Source organism: Curtobacterium sp. MWU13-2055 (genome assembly GCF_023242305.1).
GTDB lineage: Bacteria > Actinomycetota > Actinomycetes > Actinomycetales > Microbacteriaceae > Curtobacterium.
On sequence record NZ_JALLIO010000008.1, the window covers coordinates 86,290 to 109,771 of the forward strand.

23 protein-coding genes and 1 tRNA gene are annotated in these 23,482 nt (G+C 71.0%); 12 read left to right on the plus strand and 12 right to left on the minus strand.

The window, feature by feature from the left end:
• Positions 1 to 30 precede the first annotated feature (30 nt).
• From M4960_RS15460 to M4960_RS15470, 3 genes are read left to right on the plus strand one after another with little or no spacing between them, the layout of a single operon-like run.
• The gene (locus M4960_RS15460; RefSeq protein WP_123293697.1) at positions 31 to 885 is read left to right on the plus strand and encodes a carbohydrate ABC transporter permease; all 855 of its coding nucleotides are present in this window, start codon (positions 31 to 33) and stop codon (positions 883 to 885) included.
• Entirely contained in the window at positions 882 to 3,197 is a 2,316-nt protein-coding gene (locus M4960_RS15465) for a glycoside hydrolase family 3 protein (protein WP_248704701.1), read from the plus strand. The genes M4960_RS15460 and M4960_RS15465 overlap by 4 nt, the downstream gene beginning before the upstream one ends.
• Positions 3,185 to 4,468, plus strand: coding sequence for a glycoside hydrolase family 125 protein (locus tag M4960_RS15470; RefSeq protein WP_248704702.1), 1,284 nt, complete (start codon positions 3,185 to 3,187; stop codon positions 4,466 to 4,468). The genes M4960_RS15465 and M4960_RS15470 overlap by 13 nt, the downstream gene beginning before the upstream one ends.
• Positions 4,469 to 4,507: 39 nt before the next feature.
• Here the strand turns inward: M4960_RS15470 and pgm are convergent, their stop codons facing one another.
• From pgm to M4960_RS15505, 7 genes are all read right to left on the minus strand, one after another.
• The gene (gene pgm / locus M4960_RS15475; RefSeq protein ID WP_248704703.1) at positions 4,508 to 6,127 is read right to left on the minus strand and encodes a phosphoglucomutase (alpha-D-glucose-1,6-bisphosphate-dependent); all 1,620 of its coding nucleotides are present in this window, start codon (positions 6,125 to 6,127) and stop codon (positions 4,508 to 4,510) included.
• Positions 6,128 to 6,231: 104 nt separating this feature from the next.
• Positions 6,232 to 6,477, minus strand: a complete 246-nt coding sequence (locus M4960_RS15480) for a hypothetical protein (protein ID WP_123293701.1) — start codon at positions 6,475 to 6,477, stop codon at positions 6,232 to 6,234.
• Between the two features lie 59 nt (positions 6,478 to 6,536).
• Complete coding sequence (locus tag M4960_RS15485; protein WP_133938295.1) at positions 6,537 to 7,199, minus strand: class I SAM-dependent methyltransferase; 663 nt, start codon at positions 7,197 to 7,199, stop codon at positions 6,537 to 6,539.
• Positions 7,196 to 7,828 carry a DUF2064 domain-containing protein gene (locus M4960_RS15490; RefSeq protein ID WP_248704704.1) on the minus strand — a complete coding sequence of 211 codons (633 nt, stop codon included), beginning with the start codon at positions 7,826 to 7,828 and terminating at the stop codon, positions 7,196 to 7,198. Before M4960_RS15490 ends, M4960_RS15485 begins: the two co-directional genes overlap by 4 nt.
• Entirely contained in the window at positions 7,825 to 8,610 is a 786-nt protein-coding gene (locus tag M4960_RS15495) for a glycosyltransferase family 2 protein (protein WP_308222017.1), read from the minus strand. Before M4960_RS15495 ends, M4960_RS15490 begins: the two co-directional genes overlap by 4 nt.
• Before the next feature lie 300 nt (positions 8,611 to 8,910).
• Entirely contained in the window at positions 8,911 to 9,981 is a 1,071-nt protein-coding gene (locus M4960_RS15500) for an NAD(P)-dependent oxidoreductase (RefSeq protein WP_248704706.1), read from the minus strand.
• On the minus strand, positions 9,978 to 10,922 hold the full coding sequence (locus M4960_RS15505) for an MTAP family purine nucleoside phosphorylase (protein WP_248704707.1): 945 nt from the start codon (positions 10,920 to 10,922) through the stop codon (positions 9,978 to 9,980). Before M4960_RS15505 ends, M4960_RS15500 begins: the two co-directional genes overlap by 4 nt.
• Before the next feature lie 105 nt (positions 10,923 to 11,027).
• Between M4960_RS15505 and glp the strand changes: the two genes are divergently transcribed.
• From glp to M4960_RS15540, 7 genes are all read left to right on the plus strand, one after another.
• Complete coding sequence (gene glp / locus M4960_RS15510; protein ID WP_248704708.1) at positions 11,028 to 12,254, plus strand: gephyrin-like molybdotransferase Glp; 1,227 nt, start codon at positions 11,028 to 11,030, stop codon at positions 12,252 to 12,254.
• Positions 12,251 to 12,766 (plus strand): cyclic pyranopterin monophosphate synthase MoaC, encoded by a 516-nt coding sequence (gene moaC, locus M4960_RS15515; protein WP_308222018.1) that lies wholly within the window; start codon positions 12,251 to 12,253, stop codon positions 12,764 to 12,766. The genes glp and moaC overlap by 4 nt, the downstream gene beginning before the upstream one ends.
• Positions 12,763 to 13,275, plus strand: coding sequence for a molybdopterin-binding protein (locus M4960_RS15520; protein ID WP_111085508.1), 513 nt, complete (start codon positions 12,763 to 12,765; stop codon positions 13,273 to 13,275). Before moaC ends, M4960_RS15520 begins: the two co-directional genes overlap by 4 nt.
• The gene (locus M4960_RS15525; protein WP_248704709.1) at positions 13,272 to 13,727 is read left to right on the plus strand and encodes a molybdenum cofactor biosynthesis protein MoaE; all 456 of its coding nucleotides are present in this window, start codon (positions 13,272 to 13,274) and stop codon (positions 13,725 to 13,727) included. The genes M4960_RS15520 and M4960_RS15525 overlap by 4 nt, the downstream gene beginning before the upstream one ends.
• A 34-nt stretch (positions 13,728 to 13,761) precedes the next feature.
• Positions 13,762 to 14,385: a hypothetical protein gene (locus M4960_RS15530; protein WP_248704710.1), complete on the plus strand. Its 624-nt coding sequence runs from the start codon at positions 13,762 to 13,764 to the stop codon at positions 14,383 to 14,385.
• 75 nt (positions 14,386 to 14,460) lie between these two features.
• The gene (locus M4960_RS15535) at positions 14,461 to 14,859 is read left to right on the plus strand and encodes a PLD nuclease N-terminal domain-containing protein (protein ID WP_248704711.1); all 399 of its coding nucleotides are present in this window, start codon (positions 14,461 to 14,463) and stop codon (positions 14,857 to 14,859) included.
• A 444-nt stretch (positions 14,860 to 15,303) separates the two neighbouring features.
• Positions 15,304 to 17,175: an ABC-F family ATP-binding cassette domain-containing protein gene (locus tag M4960_RS15540; protein ID WP_248704712.1), complete on the plus strand. Its 1,872-nt coding sequence runs from the start codon at positions 15,304 to 15,306 to the stop codon at positions 17,173 to 17,175.
• A gap of 6 nt (positions 17,176 to 17,181) precedes the next feature.
• Here the strand turns inward: M4960_RS15540 and M4960_RS15545 are convergent, their stop codons facing one another.
• Together M4960_RS15545 and M4960_RS15550 are read right to left on the minus strand one after the other, a co-directional pair.
• Entirely contained in the window at positions 17,182 to 17,622 is a 441-nt protein-coding gene (locus M4960_RS15545; protein ID WP_123671924.1) for a VOC family protein, read from the minus strand.
• Between the two features lie 10 nt (positions 17,623 to 17,632).
• Entirely contained in the window at positions 17,633 to 18,127 is a 495-nt protein-coding gene (locus M4960_RS15550; RefSeq protein WP_194648573.1) for a MarR family winged helix-turn-helix transcriptional regulator, read from the minus strand.
• A gap of 79 nt (positions 18,128 to 18,206) precedes the next feature.
• On the opposite strand from M4960_RS15550, the gene M4960_RS15555 reads away from it, so the two are divergent.
• Positions 18,207 to 18,278, plus strand: a tRNA-Gln gene (locus M4960_RS15555).
• A gap of 240 nt (positions 18,279 to 18,518) precedes the next feature.
• Here M4960_RS15555 and M4960_RS15560 read toward each other — a convergent pair.
• The gene (locus tag M4960_RS15560) at positions 18,519 to 20,342 is read right to left on the minus strand and encodes a hypothetical protein (protein WP_248704713.1); all 1,824 of its coding nucleotides are present in this window, start codon (positions 20,340 to 20,342) and stop codon (positions 18,519 to 18,521) included.
• On the minus strand, positions 20,339 to 21,631 hold the full coding sequence (locus M4960_RS15565) for a hypothetical protein (protein WP_248704714.1): 1,293 nt from the start codon (positions 21,629 to 21,631) through the stop codon (positions 20,339 to 20,341). Before M4960_RS15565 ends, M4960_RS15560 begins: the two co-directional genes overlap by 4 nt.
• A gap of 62 nt (positions 21,632 to 21,693) precedes the next feature.
• On the opposite strand from M4960_RS15565, the gene M4960_RS15570 reads away from it, so the two are divergent.
• On the plus strand, positions 21,694 to 22,263 hold the full coding sequence (locus M4960_RS15570) for a helicase associated domain-containing protein (RefSeq protein ID WP_248704715.1): 570 nt from the start codon (positions 21,694 to 21,696) through the stop codon (positions 22,261 to 22,263).
• Between the two features lie 5 nt (positions 22,264 to 22,268).
• On the opposite strand, the gene M4960_RS15575 is transcribed toward M4960_RS15570, so the two are convergent.
• On the minus strand, positions 22,269 to 23,396 hold the full coding sequence (locus M4960_RS15575) for a hypothetical protein (protein ID WP_248704716.1): 1,128 nt from the start codon (positions 23,394 to 23,396) through the stop codon (positions 22,269 to 22,271).
• Positions 23,397 to 23,482 lie beyond the last annotated feature (86 nt).

Here is a 23,482-nt window from a genome sequence, read left to right on the forward strand (position 1 = left end):
CCCCTGACCGACAGACCCCGGGAGACCACCATGGCGAAACCCACCGCCGGCATCCGGCTGCGTGACCGGATCGGCTCCATCACGAGCGGCACCGTGGCGTGGATCTACGCCGCCCTGCTGATCCTGCCCTTCTACTACTTCGTGGTGTCGTCGTTCAAGGACAACGACGGCATCTTCGAGTCCCCGTTGGCGCTGCCCGCGTCGTGGGACCTGTCGAACTTCACCGAGGCGATCCGCCAGGCCTCGCTCGGACCGGCCATCGCGAACTCGGCGATCACGACGGTGGCGGCCCTCGTGCTGACCCTCGTCCTCGCGCTGCCGGCGTCGTTCGCCCTCGCCCGGGCCACCGGCCGCGCCGGACGGATCGTCGAGGGACTGTTCTCGCTCGGGTTCCTCATCCCGTCGTTCGCGGCGCTGTTCCCGACGTTCCTGCTCGCCGCCGGGATGGGGCTGTTCCACACCCGGACGTTCCTCGTGCTCCTGCTGCCGGCGACCGCGATGCCCCTGGCCGTCGTGATCCTGACGCAGTTCATGCGGACGATCCCGCGCGAGCTGGAGGAGGCCGCGTCGATGGACGGTGCCTCGGCGTGGCAGGTGATGCGCCAGGTGTACCTGCCGATCTGCATCCCGGGCATCGCCACGGTGCTGCTGCTGAACTTCCTGTCGTTCTGGAACGAGTACCTCTACGCCCTGGTGCTCATCGGGCCGGACACCGCGCAGCGGACGATCCAGGTGGCGCTCCCGACGCTGAAGGTCGACGCCGGCACCGACTACGGGATGCTCATGGCCGGCACGCTGTTCACGCTGCTGCCGGTGTACCTCGTCTACTCGATCCTGCAGCGCCAGATGCAGCGCGCCCTGGTCTCCGGAGCGATCAAGGGATGACCGAGCACCAGACCGCGACCAGCCTCGACGTCCGCGCCCGCATCGGCCAGCTCAACCAGCGACTGAAGGGCTGGGAGGCCGTCCGCTGGGTCGACGGCCGCCCGCGGATCACCGACGTCCTGCGCGCCGAGGTCGACCGGTGGGGCGGGATCGGCGCGGTCTACGGCGTGCTCCGCGCCGACCCCTGGTCCGGCGTGCACTGGGGCAACGGCATCCCACCCGAACGCTCCGCCGAGGCCTACGCCGCCGTGCAGGACCACGTCGTCGCGCACAGCGACGGCGGCGTCCCGACGCTCTTCGTGGAAGAGGTCCCGCACGGGCTGCAGGCCCTCGGTGGCACGACGGTGCCGGTGAACCTCGCGCTCGGCGCCGCGATGGACGAGCAGCTCGTCGAGGACCTCGCGGCCGCGGTCGCCGCCGAGGTCCGCGCCCGCGGTACCCACGTCGCCCTCGTCTCCGGGCTCGACGTCCTGCGCGATCCCCGGTGGGGTCGGAGCGAGGAGTGCTGGTCCGAGGACGCCGCGCTCGCCGCGATCATGGTCGCCGCCACCGTCCGGGGCATGCAGGGCGGCGGTCCGGGCCCGATCGACGACCGACACGTCGCGGTCGTCGCGAAGCACTTGGCCGGGCAGGGCGCCGGCATCGGTGGGCGGAACGGTTCCGGCGCCCCGATCGGCCGCCGCGAGCTCGCCGAGGTGCACCTGCCGCCGGCGCTCGCCGCGGCACGCGAACACGTCGCCGGCTTCATGGCGGCGTACAACGACGTCGACGGGGTGCCGTGCTGCGGCAACCGCGACCTGCTCACCACCACGATCCGCGACACCTGGGGCTGGGACGGGCTCGTGATGGCCGACGGCACCGCCATCGACCGGCTGCGCGACGTCACCCCCGATCCGGCCTCAGCGGCTGCGCTCGCGCTCCGTGCCGGGGTCGACCTGAGCCTGTGGGACGAGTCGTACACGCACCTCGACGAGGCACTGGACCGGGGCCTGATCAGCACCGACGACCTCGACCAGGCGGTGGACCGCGTGCTCGCCCTGAAGCGCCGCGTCGGCCTGCTCGCGACGCCGACACCAGCACCACCAACGACACCAGCACCAGCACCAGCACCAGCACCAGCAGCGACGCGCGCCGAGCCACCGGAACGCGCGACCATCGCGCTCGCCGAACGTGCCGCTCACCGCGCCGTGGTCGCCCTGGGCGGAGCGCTGCCCGCGATCGCACCCGACGCCGTCGTCGCCGTGGTCGGCCCGAACGCCGACGACGTCGACGCACTGCTCGGCGACTACTCACCTCCGCGGCCGCCCGACGACCCCGGTGCGTCCACCGTCCGCTCCGCCCTGGAGGCCCGGCTCGGCCCCGCCCGGATCCGCACCGCCCGGGGCAGCGGGCTCCGACAGCCCCTGCCGGGCCCCGACGGGCTCCTCGCGGTCCGCACGGCGCTCCTCGGCGCCGACGTGGCGATGGTGGTGCTCGGCGGGTCGAGTCGTCGCGCGTACGACGACGGCTTCGAGGACAACGGCGCCGTCAGCGGTCCGGCTCCGGACACCACGAACGGCGAGGGGGTCGACCTGGCCTCGATCGCCGTGCCCGACGCGCAGCTCGACGTGCTCCGCGCCGCCCGCGAGAGCGGTCTGCCGGTCGTCGCGGTCGTCGTCGACGGTCGACCGCGGGTCCTGACGGAGGTGCTCGCCCTGGCCGACAGCGTGCTGGTCGTGCCGTTCCCGGGGCCTTCCGGCGGTCGTGCCGTCGCGGACGTGCTGTTCGGCGCCCCGGCCGAGGGGCGGCTCCCCGCGACCTGGCCCGGCGCCGACGGCGTCCTGCCGGTGGCGCACGACGAGCGGCTCGAGACGGCACGCGGCTACGTCGACGTGACCAGCCGCTCGACCGTGACCGGTGCACCCGGGCCGGGCGACGGGGTGGACGTCCGCCTGGCGGAGGGGAGCGACGCGGTGACTGCTGTGCGCCTCCTGGCCGGGGGGACGGTGACCGTCCCGGTGACGGTGCGCAACAGGTCGGACGCGCCCCGTCGGGTGTCGGCGCCCCTGTGGGGGCGGCGGCGGGAGACCGGTGTCCGACCGCGGCGACGGCGACTGCTCGCCCTGGTGACGGTCGACGTGCCCGCTGGCGGGACCGTCGACACCGCGTACACGCTCGGACTCGATGCGCTCGGCACGTGGGACGCTGGTCTCCGGCTCGGTGCACGGCCGCTCGAACTCGACTGCTGGACGGACGACGTGCTCGATCCACCCGGGTCGACGCGGACCGTCCGCGTCACCGACGGACAGGAGTCAGTGCGATGGGTGTCGTGACGCGGACGCAGCTCGAGGAGATCACGCCGACGCTGGTGGCGGCCGCCGACCGGGTCCGCGCCGCGGTCGGCACCGAGATCGGGGACCGGGTGGAGCGCGCGCTCGTCCGGACACTGCGGGACACGATCTCGCTCGACGACGACGGCGCCTTCGTCATCACGGGGGACATCCCGGCGATGTGGCTCCGCGACTCGACGACGCAGATGACGCCGTACCTGCGGTTCGCGGCGGACGACCCGGCGCTCGCGGACCTGCTCTGGGCGGTCGTGCGGCGGCAGTTCCGGCTGATCGAGCACGACCCCTACGCGAACTCGTTCAACCGCGAGCCGAACGGCGCGCACTACGACCCGGACGACCTGAACGCCGACCCGCTGGTGTGGGAGCAGAAGTACGAGGTCGACAGCCTGGCGTACCCGGTGACCTTCGCGTACGCGCTGTGGCGGGCGACCGGGTCGACCGCGGTGCTCGACGAGCGGGCCCATCGGGCGTTCCGCACGATCGTGGCGCAGTGGCGGACCGAACAGGACCACGACGCCTCGGGCTACCGGTTCGTGCGCGACGGGGCCATCCCGACCGAGACCCTCGCGCGCGACGGCCGCGGCACCCCGGTCGCGGTGACGGGCATGACGTGGTGCGGGTTCCGCCCGTCGGACGACGCCTGCACGTACGGCTACATCGTGCCGGCGAACCTGTTCGCCGCCGAGGCGCTGCTCGCCGTCGCCGCCATCGCGCGTGACGTCTGGTCCGACACCGGCCTGGCGGACGACGCCGACGTGCTGCGCGCGAGCATCCTGGACGGCGTCCGGCAGCACGGCGTCGTGCCCGGGCCCGCGGGGGAGGACGTCTACGCCTACGAGGTCGACGGGCTGGGCGGCGTGCTGCTCATGGACGACGCGAACACCCCGTCGCTGCTGTCCCTGCCGTTGTCGGCGCCGTCGGTGCTCGACGACTCGGTGTGGGCGGCGACGCGGGACTTCGTGCTGTCACCGGCGAACCCGTACTGGTTCAGCGGCACCGCGGCGGCCGGCGTCGGCAGCCCGCACACGTTGCCGCAGCGGGTGTGGCCGATCGCCCTGGCGGTCGAGGGGCTGGTTTCCGGGTCGCCGGCGCGTCGCCGGGAGCTGCTCGACGTGCTCGTGGCGACCGACGGCGGGACCGGCGACATGCACGAGTCGTTCGACGTCGAGGACCCGGCGCAGTTCTCGCGCCCGTGGTTCTCGTGGGCCGACGCGATGTTCTGCGAACTGGCACTGGCGGCGGCCGAGGACTGATCCTCGACCGCCGCCAGTGCGGGTCCTGCGGGTGACCGACTAGGCGCCGAGTGCGGCGTCCACGATCTCCTTGGCCTCGCGCTGCACCTGCTCCAGGTGCTCCTGCCCGACGAAGCTCTCGGCGTAGATCTTGTAGACGTCCTCGGTGCCGGACGGCCGTGCGGCGAACCAGGCGTTGTCGGTGACGACCTTGACGCCGCCGACGGCCGCGTCGTTGCCGGGGGCCTTCGACAGCTTCGCGGTGATCGGGTCGCCCGCCAGGGTCTCGGCGGTGATGGCGTCGCCGTCGAGCTTCGACAGGCGTGCCTTCTGCTCCTTCGAGGCCGCGGCGTCGACGCGCTGGTAGACCGGGTCGCCGAAGCGCTCGGTCAGCTCGACGTACAGCTGCGAGGGCGTCTTGCCGGTGACGGCGACGATCTCGGACGCCAGGAGCGCCAGGATGATGCCGTCCTTGTCGGTGGTCCACGCCGTGCCGTCGGTGCGCAGGAACGACGCTCCGGCGGACTCTTCGCCACCGAAGGCGACGGAGCCGTCGATCAGGCCGGGCACGAACCACTTGAAGCCGACCGGGACCTCCCACAGACGGCGCCCGAGCGACTCGGCGACGCGGTCGATGATGCTCGACGACACCAGGGTCTTGCCGATGGCGGCGTCGTCGCGCCACGCCGGACGGTGTGCGTAGAGGTACTCGATCGCGACGGCGAGGTAGTGGTTCGGGTTCATCAGGCCGCCGTCGGGCGTGACGATGCCGTGCCGGTCGGAGTCGGCGTCGTTGCCCGTGAGGACGTCGAACTCGTCCTTGTGCGCCAGGACCGAGGCCATCGCCGAGGGGCTCGACGGGTCCATCCGGATCTTGCCGTCCCAGTCGAGCGTCATGAACGACCAGGTCGGGTCGACGTCCGGGTTCACGACGGTCAGGTCGAGGCCGTAGTGGTCGCGGATGAGGTTCCAGTACGGCAGCGATGCACCACCGAGCGGGTCGGCGCCGATCTTCACCCCGGCACGCTTGATCGCGGCGATGTCGATGATGTTCTCGAGGTCGGCGACGTAGGTGTGCAGGAAGTCGTAGCGGTCGGGGGTGGCGTGCTCGGTGCGCTGCACCTCGGTGTTGCCGCCCTCGATGATCGCGTTCGCTCGGTTGGCGATCCAGCTCGTGGCGTCGCTGTCGGCGGGGCCGCCGTGCGGCGGGTTGTACTTGAAGCCGCCGTCGCGGGGCGGGTTGTGGCTCGGCGTGATGACGATGCCGTCCGCCGTGTCGGGGTTGCCGGCGCGGTTGTAGCGGATGATCGCGTGGCTCAACGCCGGGGTCGGCACGTAGCCGTTGTCGCTGTCGGCCAGGACGTGCACGCCGTTCGCTGCCAGGACCTCGAGCGCGGTCCGCTCGGCGGGGCCGGACAGGGCGTGGGTGTCGCGCCCGATGAAGAGCGGGCCGTCGGTGCCCTGCGACTGCCGGTACTCGACGATCGCCTGCGTGATCGCGGCGATGTGGGTGTCGTTGAAGGCGGAGTCGAGCGAGGAGCCGCGGTGGCCGGAGGTGCCGAACACGACCTGCTGCTCGGCGACGGAGACATCGGGCACTCGGTCGTAGTAGGCGGCGACGAGCGCGTCGATGTCGACGAGGTCGTCTGCGGTCGCGGGGGTGCCGGCGCGGTCGTTCATGGGTCCATCCTGGCATCGCGCACCCGGACGCGTCCGGCCGGCGCACAGCCCGGGCCGCAGAGCGCGGCCGGAGCCGTGTCCGCCGACCGGGGCGACGGCACGGCTCAGGCGGTGCGGAAGGAGCCGGTCGCCGTGCGGAACGAGCCGGTGGCCGTGCGGGTGGAGGCGGTCCAGGTGCCGGGACGCGACCGCTGCACGTCGGTGAAGCGCCCGAGGCGTCCGGTGATCGGCGCGCCCGTGTAGGTGCCGACCGAGTCGGTGGAGCGGGTGCCCGTGAAGGACCCGCGCTCGTCACGGCCGCGGAGTCCGGACACGAAGGTGCCGCCGAGCGGGAAGGTGCTGTTCGTCATGTGCTCGACCGTACGTGACTGTCTTGCATGATGCAAAACAAGTGCACGAACGTGCGTGATCAGGCCATGAGCTCGCAGAAGCTCCGGCCCGCGACCGTCCAACTCTGCCGCGCCACGAGGCCGGCGTCTGCCGCGTGCCGGTGCAGCGCGTCGAGTCCGACCTCGGCCCAGGGGAACCCGGCGCTCTCGTGGCCGTCGGCGTCCACCACGCGGGCGGTGTACACCCGGTCGGCCAGCGGGTCGGGGTTCGTCTCGACGATCACCCGGCCACCGGCGCGGACGATCTCGGCGCAGCGCTCGAGCAGGGCGGCGGGGTCGCCACCGATGCCGATGTTGCCGTCGATGACCAGGGCGGTGTCCCAGTGCCCCTCGTCGGGGACCGCGTCGAACACCGACCCCTGGATCGCGGTGCCACCGGACCGCTGGGCGATCGCCACGGCCTCGGCGGAGACGTCCACGCCGAGTGCGGGGATGCCGCGGTTGCGCGCGGCGACGAGCATCCGCCCGGGGCCGCAGCCGATGTCGATCACGGGGCCGTCGGCGTCGTCGAGCAGCGAGCGGTCGACCCGGTCGGCCGCGGCGCTCCACCGGCCGACGTCCATCGTCGTGACGACGTCGGGGCGGTCCGGGTCGGTCAGCCGGAGCCGTCCGTCCGAGCGCAGTGCCCGGGCGTAGGGCTCGCCGCCGCCGGCGCCGAAGGAGACGGGTGCGTGCATGGTCATCGGAGACTCCCCGCGGTCTCGGCACGGAGTGCCTGGGTGAAGCCGGAGTCCGGCGCGAGTTCGGCGACGCGTTCGGCGTCGGGCATCGTGTCGACGTCGAGCAGCTCGCCGAGGATCCCGACGTCCAGGCCGGCGTCGGTCAGACGTGCGAGCTGGACGGCGCCGGTGTCGTCCTGCGACATCGGGACGCCGCGGAGCAGGTCGCCGGTCGGGGCCTGCAGGTAGAGCGACCAGAAGCCGCCGTCCTCGGCGGGGCCGAACCACGCGTCGCGCTCGGGCTGGTCGAACACCCGGGCGAGCGCGTCGGTGGACACCTGCGGGGTGTCCATCCCGACGAGCAGCAACGGGCCGTCGATCGCGTCGAACAGGAACCCGAGGCGCTCGTCGAGTCCGCCGCCGGGCTGGTGGAGGACGTCGAAGCCCTCGGCCGACTCCGGGACGACGTCGCCGTCGAAGAACAGCACGCGGCGCTCGGCGGGCAGGGCGCGGACGGTCGACAGGGTGTCGGCGAGGCTCGCGGACGCCACACGGGCGGCGCCCTCGGGGGAGAGCGCCGGGGTCAGGCGGGTCTTCACCTTGCCGGGCAGGCACTCCTTCGCGACCACGGCCACGGTGATGCCGGCGATCATGCGCGCGTCCCCTCGACCGAGGCGGTGACGGGTGCGGAGTCGGGCCGTGCCGTGGAACCGGTCGCGACGGTGGAGCCGGACACGTGGCGGACGGACGCCGGTGCGACGACCCGGACACGGGCCTCCCGGCGGTACGCGCGCAGCAGGCGGGTCATGTCGCGGACCGCGTTGATCGTGCCGCGGAGCGTCCCGGTCACCTTGCTGTCGCCGATGCGCTGCGCGTAGCCGATGTCGGACTCGTCGACGCGCCAGCCGGCCGCGTGCGCGGCCAGGACCATCTCGAGCGGGTAGCCGCTGCGGCGGTCCTGCAGGTCCAGGGCGACGAGGTCCTCGCGGCGCATGACGCGCATCGGGCCGAGGTCGCGCAGGCGGTAGCCGGTCGCACGGTGCATCAGGACAGCGAGGACGCGGTTCGCGAACCGTGCGTGCGGCGCCCACGCGCCCTTGCTCGTCGGGACACGTCGGCCGAGCGCCAGGTCGACGCGGCCGCTCGCGACGCGGTCGACGAGCGGCGGCAGTTCGGCGGGGTCCATCGAGGCGTCCGCATCGCAGAAGGCGACGAAGTCGGCGGTGGCGGCCGCGACGCCCGCGGCGCAGGCGGAGCCGAAGCCCTTCACCGGTTCCGTGACGACGAGGGCGCCGTGGGCGCGGGCGACGTCGGCGGAACCGTCGGTCGAGCCGTTGTCCACCACGATCGCGCGGTAGCCCTCCGGAAGGCGAGCGATCACCTTCGGCAGGGCATCGGCCTCGTCGAGGCACGGGAGGATGACGTCGACACTCATGTCCGTCATTCGGTGCCGGTCGTCAGATCGACGGGTGTGTCCTGTCATGCACTCGACGTAACACGACGACGCGCGTCGGGGTACAGGAAATCTGTACCCGATGGTCAGTCAGCGCACTGTTTCGGGGCGGGGTCCCCAGAACGGGGGACAAGCGGACGGGAGGCCCGTGGCGGGCGTTCGTGTCGGGTCACGCCCGGCGTGTGGTCGCGCTGGGCGCGGGGCGCGGGGTGCACGCGCTTCGTGAGCAGAAATGGTCGGGTCTCGTCCGGTGACCGGACCATTCCTGCTCACGAAGTGGGGCTACTGGACGGCGCTGCGGAGCGGTGCCGTCGCGAAGTCGCGCATGCCTGCTTCGAAGTCGACCTCGGCGCGCCAGCCGAGCTCGGCGGCGATGCGGTCCGAGCTCGCCGTGACGTGGCGGACGTCGCCCAGGCGGTACTCGCCCGTGACGACCGGCTGGGGGCCGTCGGGGCCCGCGATCGCCGCGGCCATGTCGCCGATCGTGTGCACGACGCCGGACCCGACGTTGTACGCGCGGAACGAGTCGGCGGGCAGGTCGGCGGTCGCGGCGATGGAGGCGGCGTTCGCTCCGGCGACGTCGTCGACGTGCACGAAGTCTCGGCGCTGGGCACCGTCCTCGAAGACGCGTGGGGCCTCGCCACGGGCCAGTGCCGAGCGGAACAGTGATGCGACACCGGCGTAGGGGGTGTTCGCGGGCATGCCCGGTCCGTAGACGTTGTGGTAGCGGAGCGCGATCGCGCGCCCGCCCGTCGCGCGCGCCCAGCTCGAGGCCAGGTGCTCCTGCGCGACCTTCGTCTGCGCGTACACGTTGCGGGGGTCGAGCGCGGCGGACTCGTCGATCAGTCCGGGCAGCAGGGGGTGGCCGTCCGCGCCGATCGGGTCGAAGCGACCGGCGCCGAGGTCCTCGCGGCGGCGAGCCGGCGGACGGACGGGCTCGCCGTCGGACGTCGTGTAGGCGCCCTCGCCGTAGACGACCATCGAGCTCGCGACGACGAGTCGGCCGATGTCGTGCCGGTCCATGCCGGCGAGGACGTGAGCGGTGCCGGCGTCGTTCGACGAGACGTAGTCGGGGGCGTCCTGGAAGTCGACGCCGAGGCCGACCTTGGCGGCCTGGTGGCAGACCACGTCGACGCCGTCGAGCGCGGCGTCGAGCGAGACCCGGTCGCGGACGTCGCCGTGCACGAACTCGATGCCCCGCTGCTGGTGGGCCCGCACGACCTCGCCGGCGTCGCCGTGGACGTCGTCGCGGAGGGAGTCGAGGACGCGGACCTCGTGGCCGTCGGCCAGCGCGCGGCGGACGATCGCGGACCCGATGAAGCCGGCGCCGCCGGTGACGAGCAGGCGGGTCATGCGGTGGGTCCCGTGGTCGCGGCGGTGGGCTGGGTCTGCATGATGCTGGCGCTGGCGCTCGCCGGGACGAGTTCGCGCGGCGTGAAGTCGGCGGGGATCGCGCCGACGATCCCGCCGATGGCGCGGACGATCACCTCGTTGGCGCGGGCGAGACGCTCCATCACGAGGGCGTGGGTGACGGGTGCGCCGGCGTCGTCGGCTGCGTCGCCCGTGGCCGCTGTGCCCGCCGTGGCCGCTGCGTCCGCCGTGGCCGCGTGGGCGGCTGCGGCTGCGGCTTCGTCCTCCGTCGGGGCCAGGCCGGCGTCGGCGTCGGTGACGAACGACAGGTTGACGGTCGCGATGCCGAGCTCGGCGGCGAGCGGGACCTCGGGGGTCATCGTCATGTTGATGGTGTGGCCGCCGGCCTCGCGCAGCCAGACGGACTCGGCGCGCGTCGAGAAGCGGGGGCCCTGGATGACCACGCACGTGCCGGTCGGACGGAACGGCACATCGAGTGCTGCGATCGCGTCGACGGCCGCGCGGCGCAGCGTCGGGTCGAACGGGTCGGCGAACGACAGGTGCTGGACGTCCTCCTCGAAGAACGTGTCCGCGCGGCCGAAGGTGCGGTCGATGAGCTGGTCGGTCACGACGAAGGTGCCCGGGGCGTAGTCGGGGTGCAGACCACCGACGGCGCTCGAGGACACGATCGCCCGGACGCCCAGGGAGCGGAGCGCCCAGAGGTTCGCGCGGTGGTTGATGCGGTGCGGCGCGACGGAGTGCTCACGACCGTGCCGGGTGAGGAACGCGACCCGACGGCCGGACATCGTGCCGATGCTGATCGGGCTCGACGTCGGGCCGAACGGCGTCGGCACGTCCAGCTCCTCGGCGGTCCCCTCCTCGAACAGCTGGTAGAGGCCGGAGCCCCCGATGACACCGATCGTCACGGCTTCGTCGTTCTCCACAGGTCCTCCGAAAGGTCGTCGGCGCGGTCTGCGCGCTGGATACGCTACTGACGCCGGCCCCGGACGAACCGGGAGCGGCGACACCATCCCTGTTCGGAGGCACCTGTGCGAACGATCGGTCAGCACCGCGACGACCTGGCGGCGCTGCTCGCGCCGGTCTTGGCGGGCCTCGGGGGTGCGTCGTGGCGGATCGACGACCTGGCCGTCGACGGCCGTGCCGGTCACGGGCACCGCGTGCTCGCTGCACCCGTCGCCTCACCGGTCCCGTTGCCGCCCTTCGACAACAGCCAGATGGACGGCTTCGCGGTCCGGGTGGCCGATGCCGGACAGGACGTCCGGGTCGTCGCGCCCATCCCCGCCGGGGTCGTCCCCGCACCGCTCTCCGCCGGCACAGCGGCACCGATCATGACCGGCGCGCGGATCCCCGACGGCGCCGATGCCGTCTTCCCGGTGGAGGCCACGTCGCCGGGGTCCTTCCCGGCTGCGCTCGACCTGGGGCACGTCACGGTGCCCGCTGACCTCGTGCCGGGCACCTTCGTGCGGGCGACCGGCAGCGACCTGGCCCTCGGTGCATCCATCGCTCCGACCGGAGCGCCGATCACCCCCGCCCTGCTCGGTGCGCTCGCAGCCGCTGGAGTGTCCACCGTGCAGGTTCGTCGACCACTGCGGGTGCTCGTGGTCTCGACGGGGTCCGAGCTGCAGGGAGCCGACACCGACGCGGCGACGATCGGCGACGCGAACGGCATCGCGCTGCAGGCGGCGCTCGCCGAGATCGGTGCTTCGTCCCGCACGGTCCGGGTCCCCGACGACGTCGACGCGTTCGTCACCGAGCTCGACGACGCCGTGGGGGACTGGGCCGACCTCGTGCTCACCACCGGGGGCATCAGTGCGGGCGCGTACGAGGTCGTGCGGCAGGCACTCGAACCCCGCGGGCTCGCCGTGACCCCGGTCGCGATGCAGCCCGGCGGGCCGCAGGCGTTCGGCAGCGTGGAGCTCGCCGGTCGACCGGTGCCGGTGGTGTCGTTCCCCGGCAACCCGGTGTCGGCGCTCGTCTCGTTCGAGGTCTTCCTCCGTCCGCTGCTCGCGCCCCTCGTCGGGCTGCCGGCCGACCGCCCCGTGCTGCACCTGCCCGCTGCTTCGGCTGCGCAGTCACCGGGTGGCAAGCACCAGGTGCGGCGTGGCCGGGTGGCCGACGGGGTCGTCCACTTCGTGGGCGGCCCGAGTTCCCACCTGCTCGCGCACTACGCCGCCGCCACGCACCTCGTGCACGTCCCGGTGGGGGTCGACGCCGTCGAACCCGGTGACGTCCTGACCGTCTGGAGCCTCCGATGACCGAACCCGCCGACACGTCCGATCAGGTCGATCCGTCCGACGCGGCCGAGCTGTCGCACGTGCGCGCCGACGGGTCCGCGCACATGGTCGACGTGTCCGCGAAGGACGTCACCGACCGCTCGGCGACCGCCACCGCCACACTCGTCACCCGGCCCGACGTCGTCGCCCGCATCCTCGACGGCTCCCTGCCGAAGGGCGAGGTCATCGGCACCGCCCGCATCGCCGCGATCATGGCCGTGAAGAAGACCTCCGACCTCATCCCGCTCTGCCACCCGCTCCCCATCGCCGGGGTGCAGGTCGACATCACCGGCGCCGACGACCGCGTGCTGATCGAGGTCTCGGTCCGCACGACCTCGCGCACCGGCGTCGAGATGGAAGCGCTGACCGGCGCGAGCGTCGCCGCGCTGACCGTGTACGACATGGTGAAGGCCGTCGACCGGGCGGCCTCGATCACGGACGTCCGAGTGCTCGAGAAGCACGGCGGTCGGTCCGGAGACTGGAGCAACCGATGACCTCGCAGCCGACCAGGGGCCGTGCCGCCGTTGTGGTGGTGTCCACGCAGGCAGCCGTCGATCCGGCACTCGACCGCACCGGGCCCGTCATCGCGGGGTGGCTGCGCGAGCGGGACTTCACCGTCGCCGAGCCCGTGATCGTCCCCGACGGCGGGGCGATCACCGAGACCGTGACCGCCGAACTGCTCGCCGGGGCCCGGATCGTCATCACGACCGGGGGCACCGGCGTCACCCCGACCGACCGGACGCCCGAGGCCGTCGCGCCCCTCATCGACCTGGAGCTGCCCGGTGTCCTCGAAGAGGTCCGTCGTCGCGGGCTCGCGGGGGCCGGTCCGACCGCACTGCTGAGCCGCGGCATCGCCGGCATCAGCACCGGCGGATCCCTGATCGTCACGCTGCCCGGGTCGCGCGGCGGGGTGGCGGATGGACTGGCCGTGCTCGACGGGCTGGTAGAGCACGTGCTCGCGCAGGTGCACGGCGAGGGCCACGCGCCGCGGAGCGCGTCATGACCGCGTCGCCGGCCCCGACCCCGGCACCGGATGCGAGCGTCGTCCTCGCCGACGTCGTCGACCGGGGGATCACCGTCGACGAGGTCTCCGCCGTCGTCGCCACCGACCAGGACGGCGCGGTCGTCACGTTCGCCGGCGTCGTCCGCGACCACGACGGCGGCAAGGGCGTCACCGCGCTCGACTACGAGCGGCACCCCAGCGCCGGCGACGTCATCGCCGAGGTCGCCCGCACCGTCGCCGACGCCCACCCCGACGTCCGGATCGCCGTGCTGCACCGCGTCGGGTCGCTCGGCATCGGGGACGTGGCGCTCGCCGCAGCGGTGGCGTCGTCGCACCGGGCGCAGGCGTTCGCAGCGTGCGGGGAGCTGGTCGACCTGGTGAAGGAGCGAGTCCCGATCTGGAAGCACCAGCGGTTCACCGACGGCACGGACGAGTGGGTCGCGGCCCTGTGACGGATGCTCAGGTCGAGCTGGTTCGCTCAGATCGGTGACCGAAGCACAGACGGCCGCCGATCGGCGGTGGGCCGACGCGGAGATCCGGGCGAAGGCGTACCTCGCGCAGCCGCGTGACCGTCGTGTCCTGCCCATCCGCGGGTTCGTCCTGGCGGTGGCCCTCGTGATCGCGCTGCTGGTGCTCGTCGGCGTCGCGCTGCCCCCGGACTCCGATGCACGGCTGATGCTCTCGACCGTCGGACTCAGCATCGCGGTGCTCATCCTGGTGGTGGAGATCATCCGGGCGGTCCGGTTCCGGCGCCGTGCAGGACGCACCGTCGTCCGTGAGCAGGTCGTCGCCTCCCTGTTGCAGCGTGAGCAGCGTGCGGTCTCCCGTGCGGCGGTCGGCCAGGCGGACGCGCCGGCGGATCGACGGATCGTGGTCGACGCCGTCGCGACCGACCTGGCGAGCGGTGCCGCACTCCCGATGCAGGCCGGGTTGCTCGTCGTCTGGTCGTCGATCGCCGTCGCGGGGACGGCCTTCTGGCCGGTCTACCTGACCGGAAGTCTGTTCACGGTCGCCCAGTTCGTGTGGTCGGTGCGTCGCACCGTGCTCGCCCGGCGCTGTCTCGTAGCCCCGCACCGCATGGACGTCGACCCTGTACGGCCCCGCAGCTGACCGTGGCCGGATCGCAACACCGGCACGCGTTCGGGGCGTGGCGACAGCCCTCAGGTTCTCCATAGAATCGCGAACATGAGCGTCTTGCTGCCCGGGATCACCGTCATCCTGCTGGTCTTCGCCCTGATCGACATCCTGACGAAGAACGACGATCAGATCCGCGGACTCCCGAAGATCGCGTGGGTGATCCTCGTGATCCTGATCCCCGTCGTCGGCAGCATCGTCTGGTTCGCCATCGGCCACGACTGGGCCCCGGGTGAGCGGAACCACGGCCGCTACATCGAACCCGCCCGTCACGAGGACCGGTACGCCACCCTCGGCGATGCCCGGAACGCCCACGGCGCCAAGCGCATCAGCGGTACGGAGCAGGAGCTCGCCGAACTCGAGCGCGAGATCGAGTACTGGGAGGCGCAGGCTCGGCTGAAGCGCGCGAAGGACGCCGCCGGCGAGGGCGACGCCGCTCCCGCGAGCTGACGTACCCGACCGCCGGAGCCGCGCCAGCCCCGGGGAGCTGACCCGGGCCTCCAGGTCGACGCGCCGTGCGCGGTTGGTCGGCTGGTGCGAGGTTGCCCACTCCGTGCGCCGCTACAACCTCGCACCGAGCGGTCAACCTCGCACCACCTGCCGAAGCCCGCACCGTGCGACCGAGCTGACCCGCGCTTCCAGGCCGTCGCACCGACGCACCGATGCGCCGTCGCACCGTCGCACCGTGCGCGGTCCGTCGGCTGGTGCGAGGTTGCACGCTCCGTGCGCCGCTACAACCTCGCACCGAGCGGTCAACCTCGCACCATTCGAACAAGCTCGCACCGTGCGCCCGGCCCCGCCCCGGCCCTACGACCCGAATCCCCGCCCCGGCCGGAAGACCCCACCCACACGCCCCCGCACCGACCACCCCGCCACGCCGCCTACCCTTGACGCGTGGCTCATCTCCTCGGCGCCGAGAACCTGCATCTCGAGTTCCCCACCAAGGTCGTCTTCGACAACGTCACCCTCGGCATCGACGAGGGGGACCGGATCGGCGTGGTCGGACGCAACGGCGACGGCAAGTCGACCCTCCTCGCGCTGCTGTCCCAGCGCCTCGAACCCGACGACGGCCGCGTCACGCACCGCCGCGGGTTGACCGTCGGCTACCTGGACCAGCGCGACATCCTGCCCGAGGGCGCGACCGTCGGCAGCACCGTCGTCGGCGACCTCGAAGAGCACGAGTGGGCCGGCGACCCGAAGATCCGCGACGTCATCGGCGGCCTGGTGTCGGACATCCCGTGGGACGTCAGCGTCGACGAGCTGTCCGGTGGCCAGCGCCGCCGCGTGGCACTCGCGCGGCTGCTCGTCGGCGACTGGGACGTCCTGTTCCTCGACGAGCCCACGAACCACCTCGACGTCGAGGGCATCCAGTGGCTCGCCGAGCACATCAACCGTCGCTGGTCGTCGAACCAGGGCGGCATGGTGGTCGTGACGCACGACCGATGGTTCCTCGACGCCGTGTCCACCGACACGTGGGAGGTGCACGACGGCGTTGTCGACCCGTTCGAGGGCGGCTACGCGGCGTACATCCTGCAGCGCGTTGAGCGCGACCGGCAGGCCGCGGCGAGCGAGCAGCGCCGCCAGAACCTGGCCCGCAAGGAGCTCGCGTGGCTGCGCCGCGGCGCACCGGCGCGGACGAGCAAACCGAAGTTCCGCATCGACGCGGCGAACGCCCTGATCGACGACGTCCCGCCGATCCGCGACACGGTCGCGCTGGCGAAGACGGCGACCGCCCGCCTCGGCAAGGACGTCGTCGACCTGCTCGACGTCAGCGTCTCGTTCGACGGCACCCAGATCCTCGACCGCATCGAGTGGCGCATCGCACCGGGGGAGCGGACCGGCATCCTCGGCCCGAACGGCGCCGGCAAGTCGACGCTGCTCAACCTCGTCTCGGGCACGCTCGCGCCCACGAGCGGCCGGGTGAAGACCGGCAAGACCGTGCAGGTCGCGATCCTCGACCAGCAGCTCGCCGACCTGGCGCAGTTCGCGAACGACCGGGTGCGCGAGGTCGTCGCCCGCAAGAAGACGAGCTACGTCGCCGACGGCAAGGAGATGACGCCTGCGCAGCTGCTCGAACGCCTCGGCTTCACGGCGGAGCAGCTCTCCACGCCGGTCAAGGACCTGTCCGGTGGCCAGAAGCGCCGCCTGCAGCTCATGCTCATCCTGCTCGACGAGCCGAACGTGCTGATCCTCGACGAGCCCACGAACGACCTCGACACCGACATGCTCGCCGCCATGGAGGACCTGCTCGACACCTGGCCGGGCACCCTGCTGGTCGTCTCCCACGACCGGTACCTGCTCGAGCGCGTCACCGACCAGCAGTACGCCGTGCTCGGCGGGCACCTGCGGCACCTGCCCGGCGGCGTCGACGAGTACATGCGGCTCCGTGCGGCCGGCACCGGTGGCGGGACCGCCTCTGCGGCTGCCGCCGCGTCTGCCGGGAGGCCCGACACCGCTGGCGGGACCGGCTCGGCCGGTGCTGTGGCCGGGTCCATTGCGTCAGCCGGTTCCGGCGCGTCGGCTGCGGCCGCCTCGGGCCTGTCGGGCGCGGAGCGTCGGACGGCCGAGAAGGAGATGTCGGCGCTGGACCGCAAGATCGCGAAGGTGGGTGCGGACCGGAAGAAGCTGCTCGACGACTTCGCCACCCACGACCAGTCGGACTACGCCGGGCTCGGGGAGTTGCAGGCGAAGCTCGCGGCGCACGAGGCCGAGATCGAGCAGCTCGAAGAGCGCTGGCTCGAGGTCGCGGAGCTGCTCGGGGTCTGAGTGGGTCTACTCCGCTGGCTTCGCGTCCTCGGGAGCCCCGCCGCCGGGGTTCGCGACGACCTCCCACAGGTGCCCGTCCGGGTCCTGGAAGAACCCGGACCACATGCCCCAGGGCCGCGTGTACGGGGGAGCGAGCATCGTCGCGCCGGCGATCCGGGCCCGGTCGAGGAACGCTTCGGCGTCGGCCTGACTGTCGACGAAGTGCCCGATCGTCGCCGCGGGGCCGTCGGCGAGGGCAACACCAGAGTCCTTCGCCATGTCGTCCCGCCCGTAGACGCTGACGATCAGACCGTCGTCCAGGGTGAACATCGCCGTGGTGCCGCCCGCTTCGGTCTCGGTCGGCGGGTACTCGGTGCCGATGACGCCGCTGCCCTCGATCCCGAGTAGGGCGCGGTAGAAGTCCGCCGATCGTGCGACGTCGGCGACGGCCAGGGTGATCGCGTGCATGGGCCGGAGACTAGTCCCCGAGGCCCAGGATGAGCCGCCGGAGCAGCCCGGCCAGCTGGTCCTGCTCGGCGTCGGACACCCCGGACAGGATGTCCCGCTCGGCCGTCAACAGGTCCGCGATGGCGGCGTCGACCGCGACCCGGCCCTTCGTCGTCAGGGACACGAGGATGCCGCGGCCGTCCTTCGGGTCCGTCCGACGCCCCACGAGCCCACGCGCCGTCAGACGGTCGACCCGGTTCGTCATCGTGCCGCTCGACACCAGGGTCTGCTGCAGCAAGGTCTTCGGACTCAGCTCGTACGGCTCACCCGCCCGTCGCAGCGCCGACAGCACGTCGAACTCCCACGGCTCCATGTCACCCGCGTCGAACGCCGCTCGCCGCGCGCGGTCCAGGTGCCGCGCGAGCCGGTCGACGCGGGACAGGACCTCGAGCGGGCCGAAGTCGAGGTCGGCACGCTCACGCCCCCACGCCGCGACGATCCGGTCGACCTCGTCCTGGTGCGGCATCCCTCCATCTTGGCCGAACCCGGGGCGGACGGCCAGCCTCGCCGGTCATGGGAGGATGGACGAGCACCCACGGGTGCGTTCCGCCTTGGTGTAATGGCAGCACGACGGCCTTTGGTGCCGTTAGGTCCGGGTTCGAATCCTGGAGGCGGAGCCGAGGGGTGTTCGGAGTTTTCGGCGATCTCAGTCGGAAAATTCGAGCGTGACATTAGGCCGAGGTGGAAAACCGCGCTCAGCTCCGCTCCCAGGGTCGCTCGTCCTGTCCCGACGACCGCTGGGGAGCGTACCGCGACGCGTGCCTTGGTCTGCGTTCGCTTCGAGGAACGACGAATACCCCCTGCCGGACGTGGCGAGGGGGAGTTCAGGGTCTATGAAGTTTGGAGGCGCGGGCTCGTCAGTCCAGTAGTTGGAACTCCGGTAGCTGCGCGATTGCGTTGAAGCCGTTTCGAGTGTCGTGCTCGTCGAGGGTCAGGGTGCTCAGGCCGGCCTCGAACAGGGCGGGGCTGGTGTTGTTCATGCGGTTGATGGGCGCGAGGCTCAGTCGCTCCTTCAGCCACTCGATGATGCGAGCGAGGTTTGCGCTTGCAGCTGCGAATGCGGCAGCGAGCTCGACGAACCAAGGCCCGCGGACGCGACGCTTCATAGCCACTCCGAGGGCTTCGCGATCGGCGTCTTTGAGGCGTGAGTTGCCGTTCTCGACATTGTTGCGCTGGCCGAACCAGGCACGCTGCTCGTCGGAACCGTACTCGAACTCCTGGTGGTACTTCAGGTGGCGCTGATTCAACACACCCGGGCGATTGCTGAGGTTGCCCGGGACCTTGACGGTCTTCCCAGGCACTTTGAGTTCCACGACTTCGCCGGATCCGGGATCGAACTCGACCTCATCGCTCTTGAACGTGGGATAGGTGTACTGCCGGGCGCCCGTCTGGTCGAAGTTGCTGCGCGGCTTCAGATGGTACTTGCTGCGCGAGTTCCGACGCTTCGTCGCGAGTGCCTCGGCCTCAGCGCGAGCGGCGCTTTGCGCTTCTTCCGGCAACTCTTCAATGGCGGCGAGTCGCGCCTGGTGAGTTTGTTCGAGGAAGATGAGGGTTGAGGGCATGCATGCCATGTACCAGTTGCCGCCCACCATGATGAGCTTGTGACGGCCGTCTTTGCTGTTGTAGGACGCCTGGATGCCGAGTTCGGTCGTCTTGTAGTCCATAACGACCTTGACGCCAGCTTTCGCGAGCGGCCCTTGGAGGTCCTGCACTCGGGCGCCGGGGAAGTACGCGCGGTCGCCGATGAGTGTCTTGACGTCGATTCCGCGCGAGCGCATCGAGTTGTAGAGATGCAGGCCGTGTCCGCGAGTCTTGCCCGGCTTGTGCCCGCTGGTCGCGAGGAACAGGAGCGGGTATGTGAAGTCGCTTTCAGCAGGGTCGCGAGTCATGACCGCGAACTCGACCTCCCAGCCAAACTTGCGCTTGCTCTTCTTGACTCTGGACCCGTCGTGATCGCCATCGCGCGTGTACCACCCGCAGTCGAAGTTCACCGAAACCGTATCGTTCGGGCCGATTGTCTTGTCACCCTTCTGGCTGCCGGAGACCTCCGCGAAGGTGGCGTCGATGGCGACAGCGCCCTTGAACCGTCGGCGGACGTCTCTCGGCAGGAAGTTGACCGAGCCGTCAATGAGGAGGTTCGTGAGTTCGAGCATTCGCGCGTGCCGTTTGGCCATCTGCTTACGCTCTCGACTCGCGACGAGGAGGTCATAGTCCTTCTTCAGCATTCGCTCGCCCCGCTTGCCGGGGTGCCGGTCAGTGAGGGTTCGCAGGCGCTGGATCGCCTCCCAGAGGCGGCGGTACTGCGTAGCCTGGTGCGGAGAGAAATGAAGGATGCCAACGGCTTCGCGTTGCCGAACGGTCAAGGACATCGCGACTTCGGTCATCTTCTTGATGCTGACGCTTCGTCGAGCTCGCATCGTCACGAACATCAACTTCAGAAGGCTTACTTCTGAGAAGAGTGCGCGACGTCCTCGATTCGAGCGACGTTCCTCACGCCGCCATTCCATCACTCGTTCTTCAATCGGTGCGCGGCTGAACAGGAGGACCGCCTCGTGGACAGCGAGTTCGAGTGGAACCACTTCGCCGACGCGCATATACTTCCCCATAGGCACACCGAAGGCTTCGAGCATGAATCGCTCAGCATCTTCGTAGTCGTGGTGCTTGGGAAGCGGCGCGGTCATCGTGCCACCTCCGCACGGAGCTGGCTGCGGTAGGAATCGGTGTCCAGTGCCGGGACATGGGCGACGAGTTGGTCGAGGTGTTCGAACTTCGTGACGCCGGCGGCGGTCATGAGAGCGCGCATGTCGGTGCGGGCGATGAGGTGGGTGATGAGCCAGGTGTTCCGCATGCGGGTGGTGACGGGACTTGGTTCGTTGCCGCGGTCGGTGTCGTAGAGGAACGTGGTGAGCGTACTGATGCCGTGCTTGACCCGCTTCGGCGACCCGAATACCCAGTGCTCCGGCTCGACCTCGGCAACGGACTTGAGCAGGAGCGTCTCAAATCGGGCCAGGAGCGGAACGGTCCGGGCTCCCGCCGTAACGGTGACGAGGACACCCTCGGCGTCAGCGACGATGTCGCGGCGGCGGACTTGGAGGAGCTCGCTCGCTTTCAGCCCCGCTCCAGCGCAGAGCGCGAGGACGACGCCGGCACTGCGCCGTCGTGCCGCGGTCGACTGGCCCGTCGCCCAGCTCTCAAGGAGGTGCAGGTCGAGGTCGTCGTAGGGTGCTGCGGTGTTCTGCGGAGCCGTCGGCGCGAACTCCAGCGGCACCTCGCCGACGAGGACCTCGGACATGCGCATCAGAGCGGACCGATACGTTCGACGCGTGGTGTCCGACCAGGTGACGTCGGTCCGGGTGATGTACCGCCGGATGATGACGGGGTGGAACACGACGGCGGTCTTCGCCGGGTATCCATTGACGTTGACGACCCAGTCGACGAACGGTGCCGCAACGACGATGAGCCGGTCGGCGGGCTGAGCAATGGATGCCGCCGCGTCGGCCACTGCGCTGACTACGAAGTCCCGGACAACGCTCCATCGGTCGTCCGCGAACGTCGGGACGTACTTCACCGGTGTTTCTCCGTTTGCGAGGAACGACAAGAGGGCGCGCAGCATCGCGGCGATGTACTGACGCAGCGAGCGGAGGATCTGGCTAGGCATGCCCGGCCTATGCAGGCGCAGTGAGATGAGCTGTGGGAACGCGCCCCAGATCTTGATCTCACTGCCGAGCGATCCGCGTACCTGCGCGGATCGGCGGGGGACGCCGCCGGCGCGAACGGTCGCGTCACCCCGGGCGTGTTGCCGCTTGCTTGCGCACGCGACGGTGACGTCGGCGTCGTACGCGTGACGCTCGCGATGTGCATGCGATCCGGGCGGCTCTCTGCTTCGGGGACTCAGAAAACGTAGTGATCTTCGCGGCCGGATTGGTCCTGTTTGCGGACCCCGCTCGTCCGCGACCCGCGCGTCCTCCAAAGACAACGCCCCTTCCGCGCATACCCCCTCCGAGGCCGACCGCCGGCCTCGGAGAGGACCACATGCCCACCCCGACCACGGCGCTCGCAGCGCTCCACGCCGAGTACTCCGACCACGCAACGCAGCCAGCCCTGACGCTCACCCTCGACCAACGACGCGGCGTCGCGTTCTACCTCGCCGACACCGATGACGCCGTCGAGGTTGAATCCTTCGTACGACGCTGGACCGACCGAGTGCACGACCTCGACGACTTCGTCGACAAGCACGGACGGATGCCCCGCGCCGACTCGACCCGTCCCCGCCCTGCGACCGCCGAACAGACCCTCGTTGACACCCTTACGTACTTCCGGCAGGTCGGCGCTGCGGGTGGCTACTGCTCGTACCAGGTTCGACGACTTGAAGCGGTGCCAGGCTTCGCCTGGAACCCCCGCGACGCGCGGTGGTCGTCGATGCTCGCCGCGCACCAGCAGTTCTGGGCTAATCATCACCGACCGCCGCGTCGTCGCGCGACCGACCCCGCCGAGGTGACGATCGGACGGTGGGTTGCCCAGCAACGAGCCCAGCACGCCCGCGGCCGCCTGCTGCCCGAACGCGAACAGCAGCTCCGGGCAGCACGGTTCCGTGTCCTCTGATGGCGTTACCGAACTTCGCGTGCTTCGCCGAGGATCCGTCGACGGTGCTCGGAAGCGTCCATCGTCGGGATGTGCCGCAGGGACGTGACCAAGTGCTCGGGCTTGCGCAGTCCGCCGGCAGCCATGAGCTCCCCGGCGTGCGTGCCGCCAGCGAGGTGCGTGGTGATCCACGTAGCGCGCATTCGCGTGGGGACTGGCTTCGGTTCGTTGCCGAAGTCGGTGTGGTTGATGAACGGCGTGACGAAGTTGTAGGTCGCCTTTCTGTCCTCCCCGCCAAGCACCCATGCGTCGTCCGGCACGTCCGCGAGGGAGTCGATGAGGAGCTGTTCCCATTGTTCGAGCACAGGTACCGACCTCGGCCTTCCGCCCTGGACGTCGACGAGCGCTCCGTCACGGTCAACGCGCACATCGCTGCGCCGGAGGTGCTGCATCTCCCACGGGTCAAGCCCAGCACCTGCTCCCAGGGCGAGGACTGCTCCAGCACCTCGACGTCGCAGTGCCGTCGACTGCCCAAGCGCCCAGGACTCGAGCAGGTTCATCTCGAGGTCGGTGTACGGGGCAGTGACAGACTGCCCATTCAACGGCGCAAACTCGATCGGCCCCTCGTCGGGGAGGACGACCTCCGAGATCCGGAGCAGAAAGGACCGGTAGTCGCGGAGCGTCTTATCTCTGAGGTGGAGGTCGTCGCGGGATATGTACCGGCGGATCAGCACCGGGTGGAACACGTTCGCGACCTTCTGCATCCCGTTGACGTGGACGACCCAGTCAACATACGGCGTCACCGCGACCATCAGCCGCTCAGCAAGGTAGGCACACGCGGGCGCGACGAGCGCGACAGCGTCCAGCACGAACGGCTCGACGTTGGCCCACCGGTCGGCGGGAACCGACTGGCTCCGGTACTTCCGCATCGCGTTGAGGGGCTCTGGGCGAAGCTGCGCGACAAGAGTCCCCTTGTCTGCGTTCGAGCTTCGGGCACCGAGCGTTGAGTCCCCGAGGATGAGCGGCGCGGGTTCCCAACATTGGACGTGCGAGCAGTGCTCGACGAGACCTCGACGTGGGAACGGACGACCGAAGGCGGCGCCCATCGGCCGCCCCAGGGCAGTCGCGGACGTGACGGTCTCCTGGTTCGGCACGACGAGGTGCTCGGTTGAACTCGGTGAGCGGAGCGCCGCTCGAACGGCGGCAGGGAGCGAAGGCATGCCACGGCTATGCCCGACGG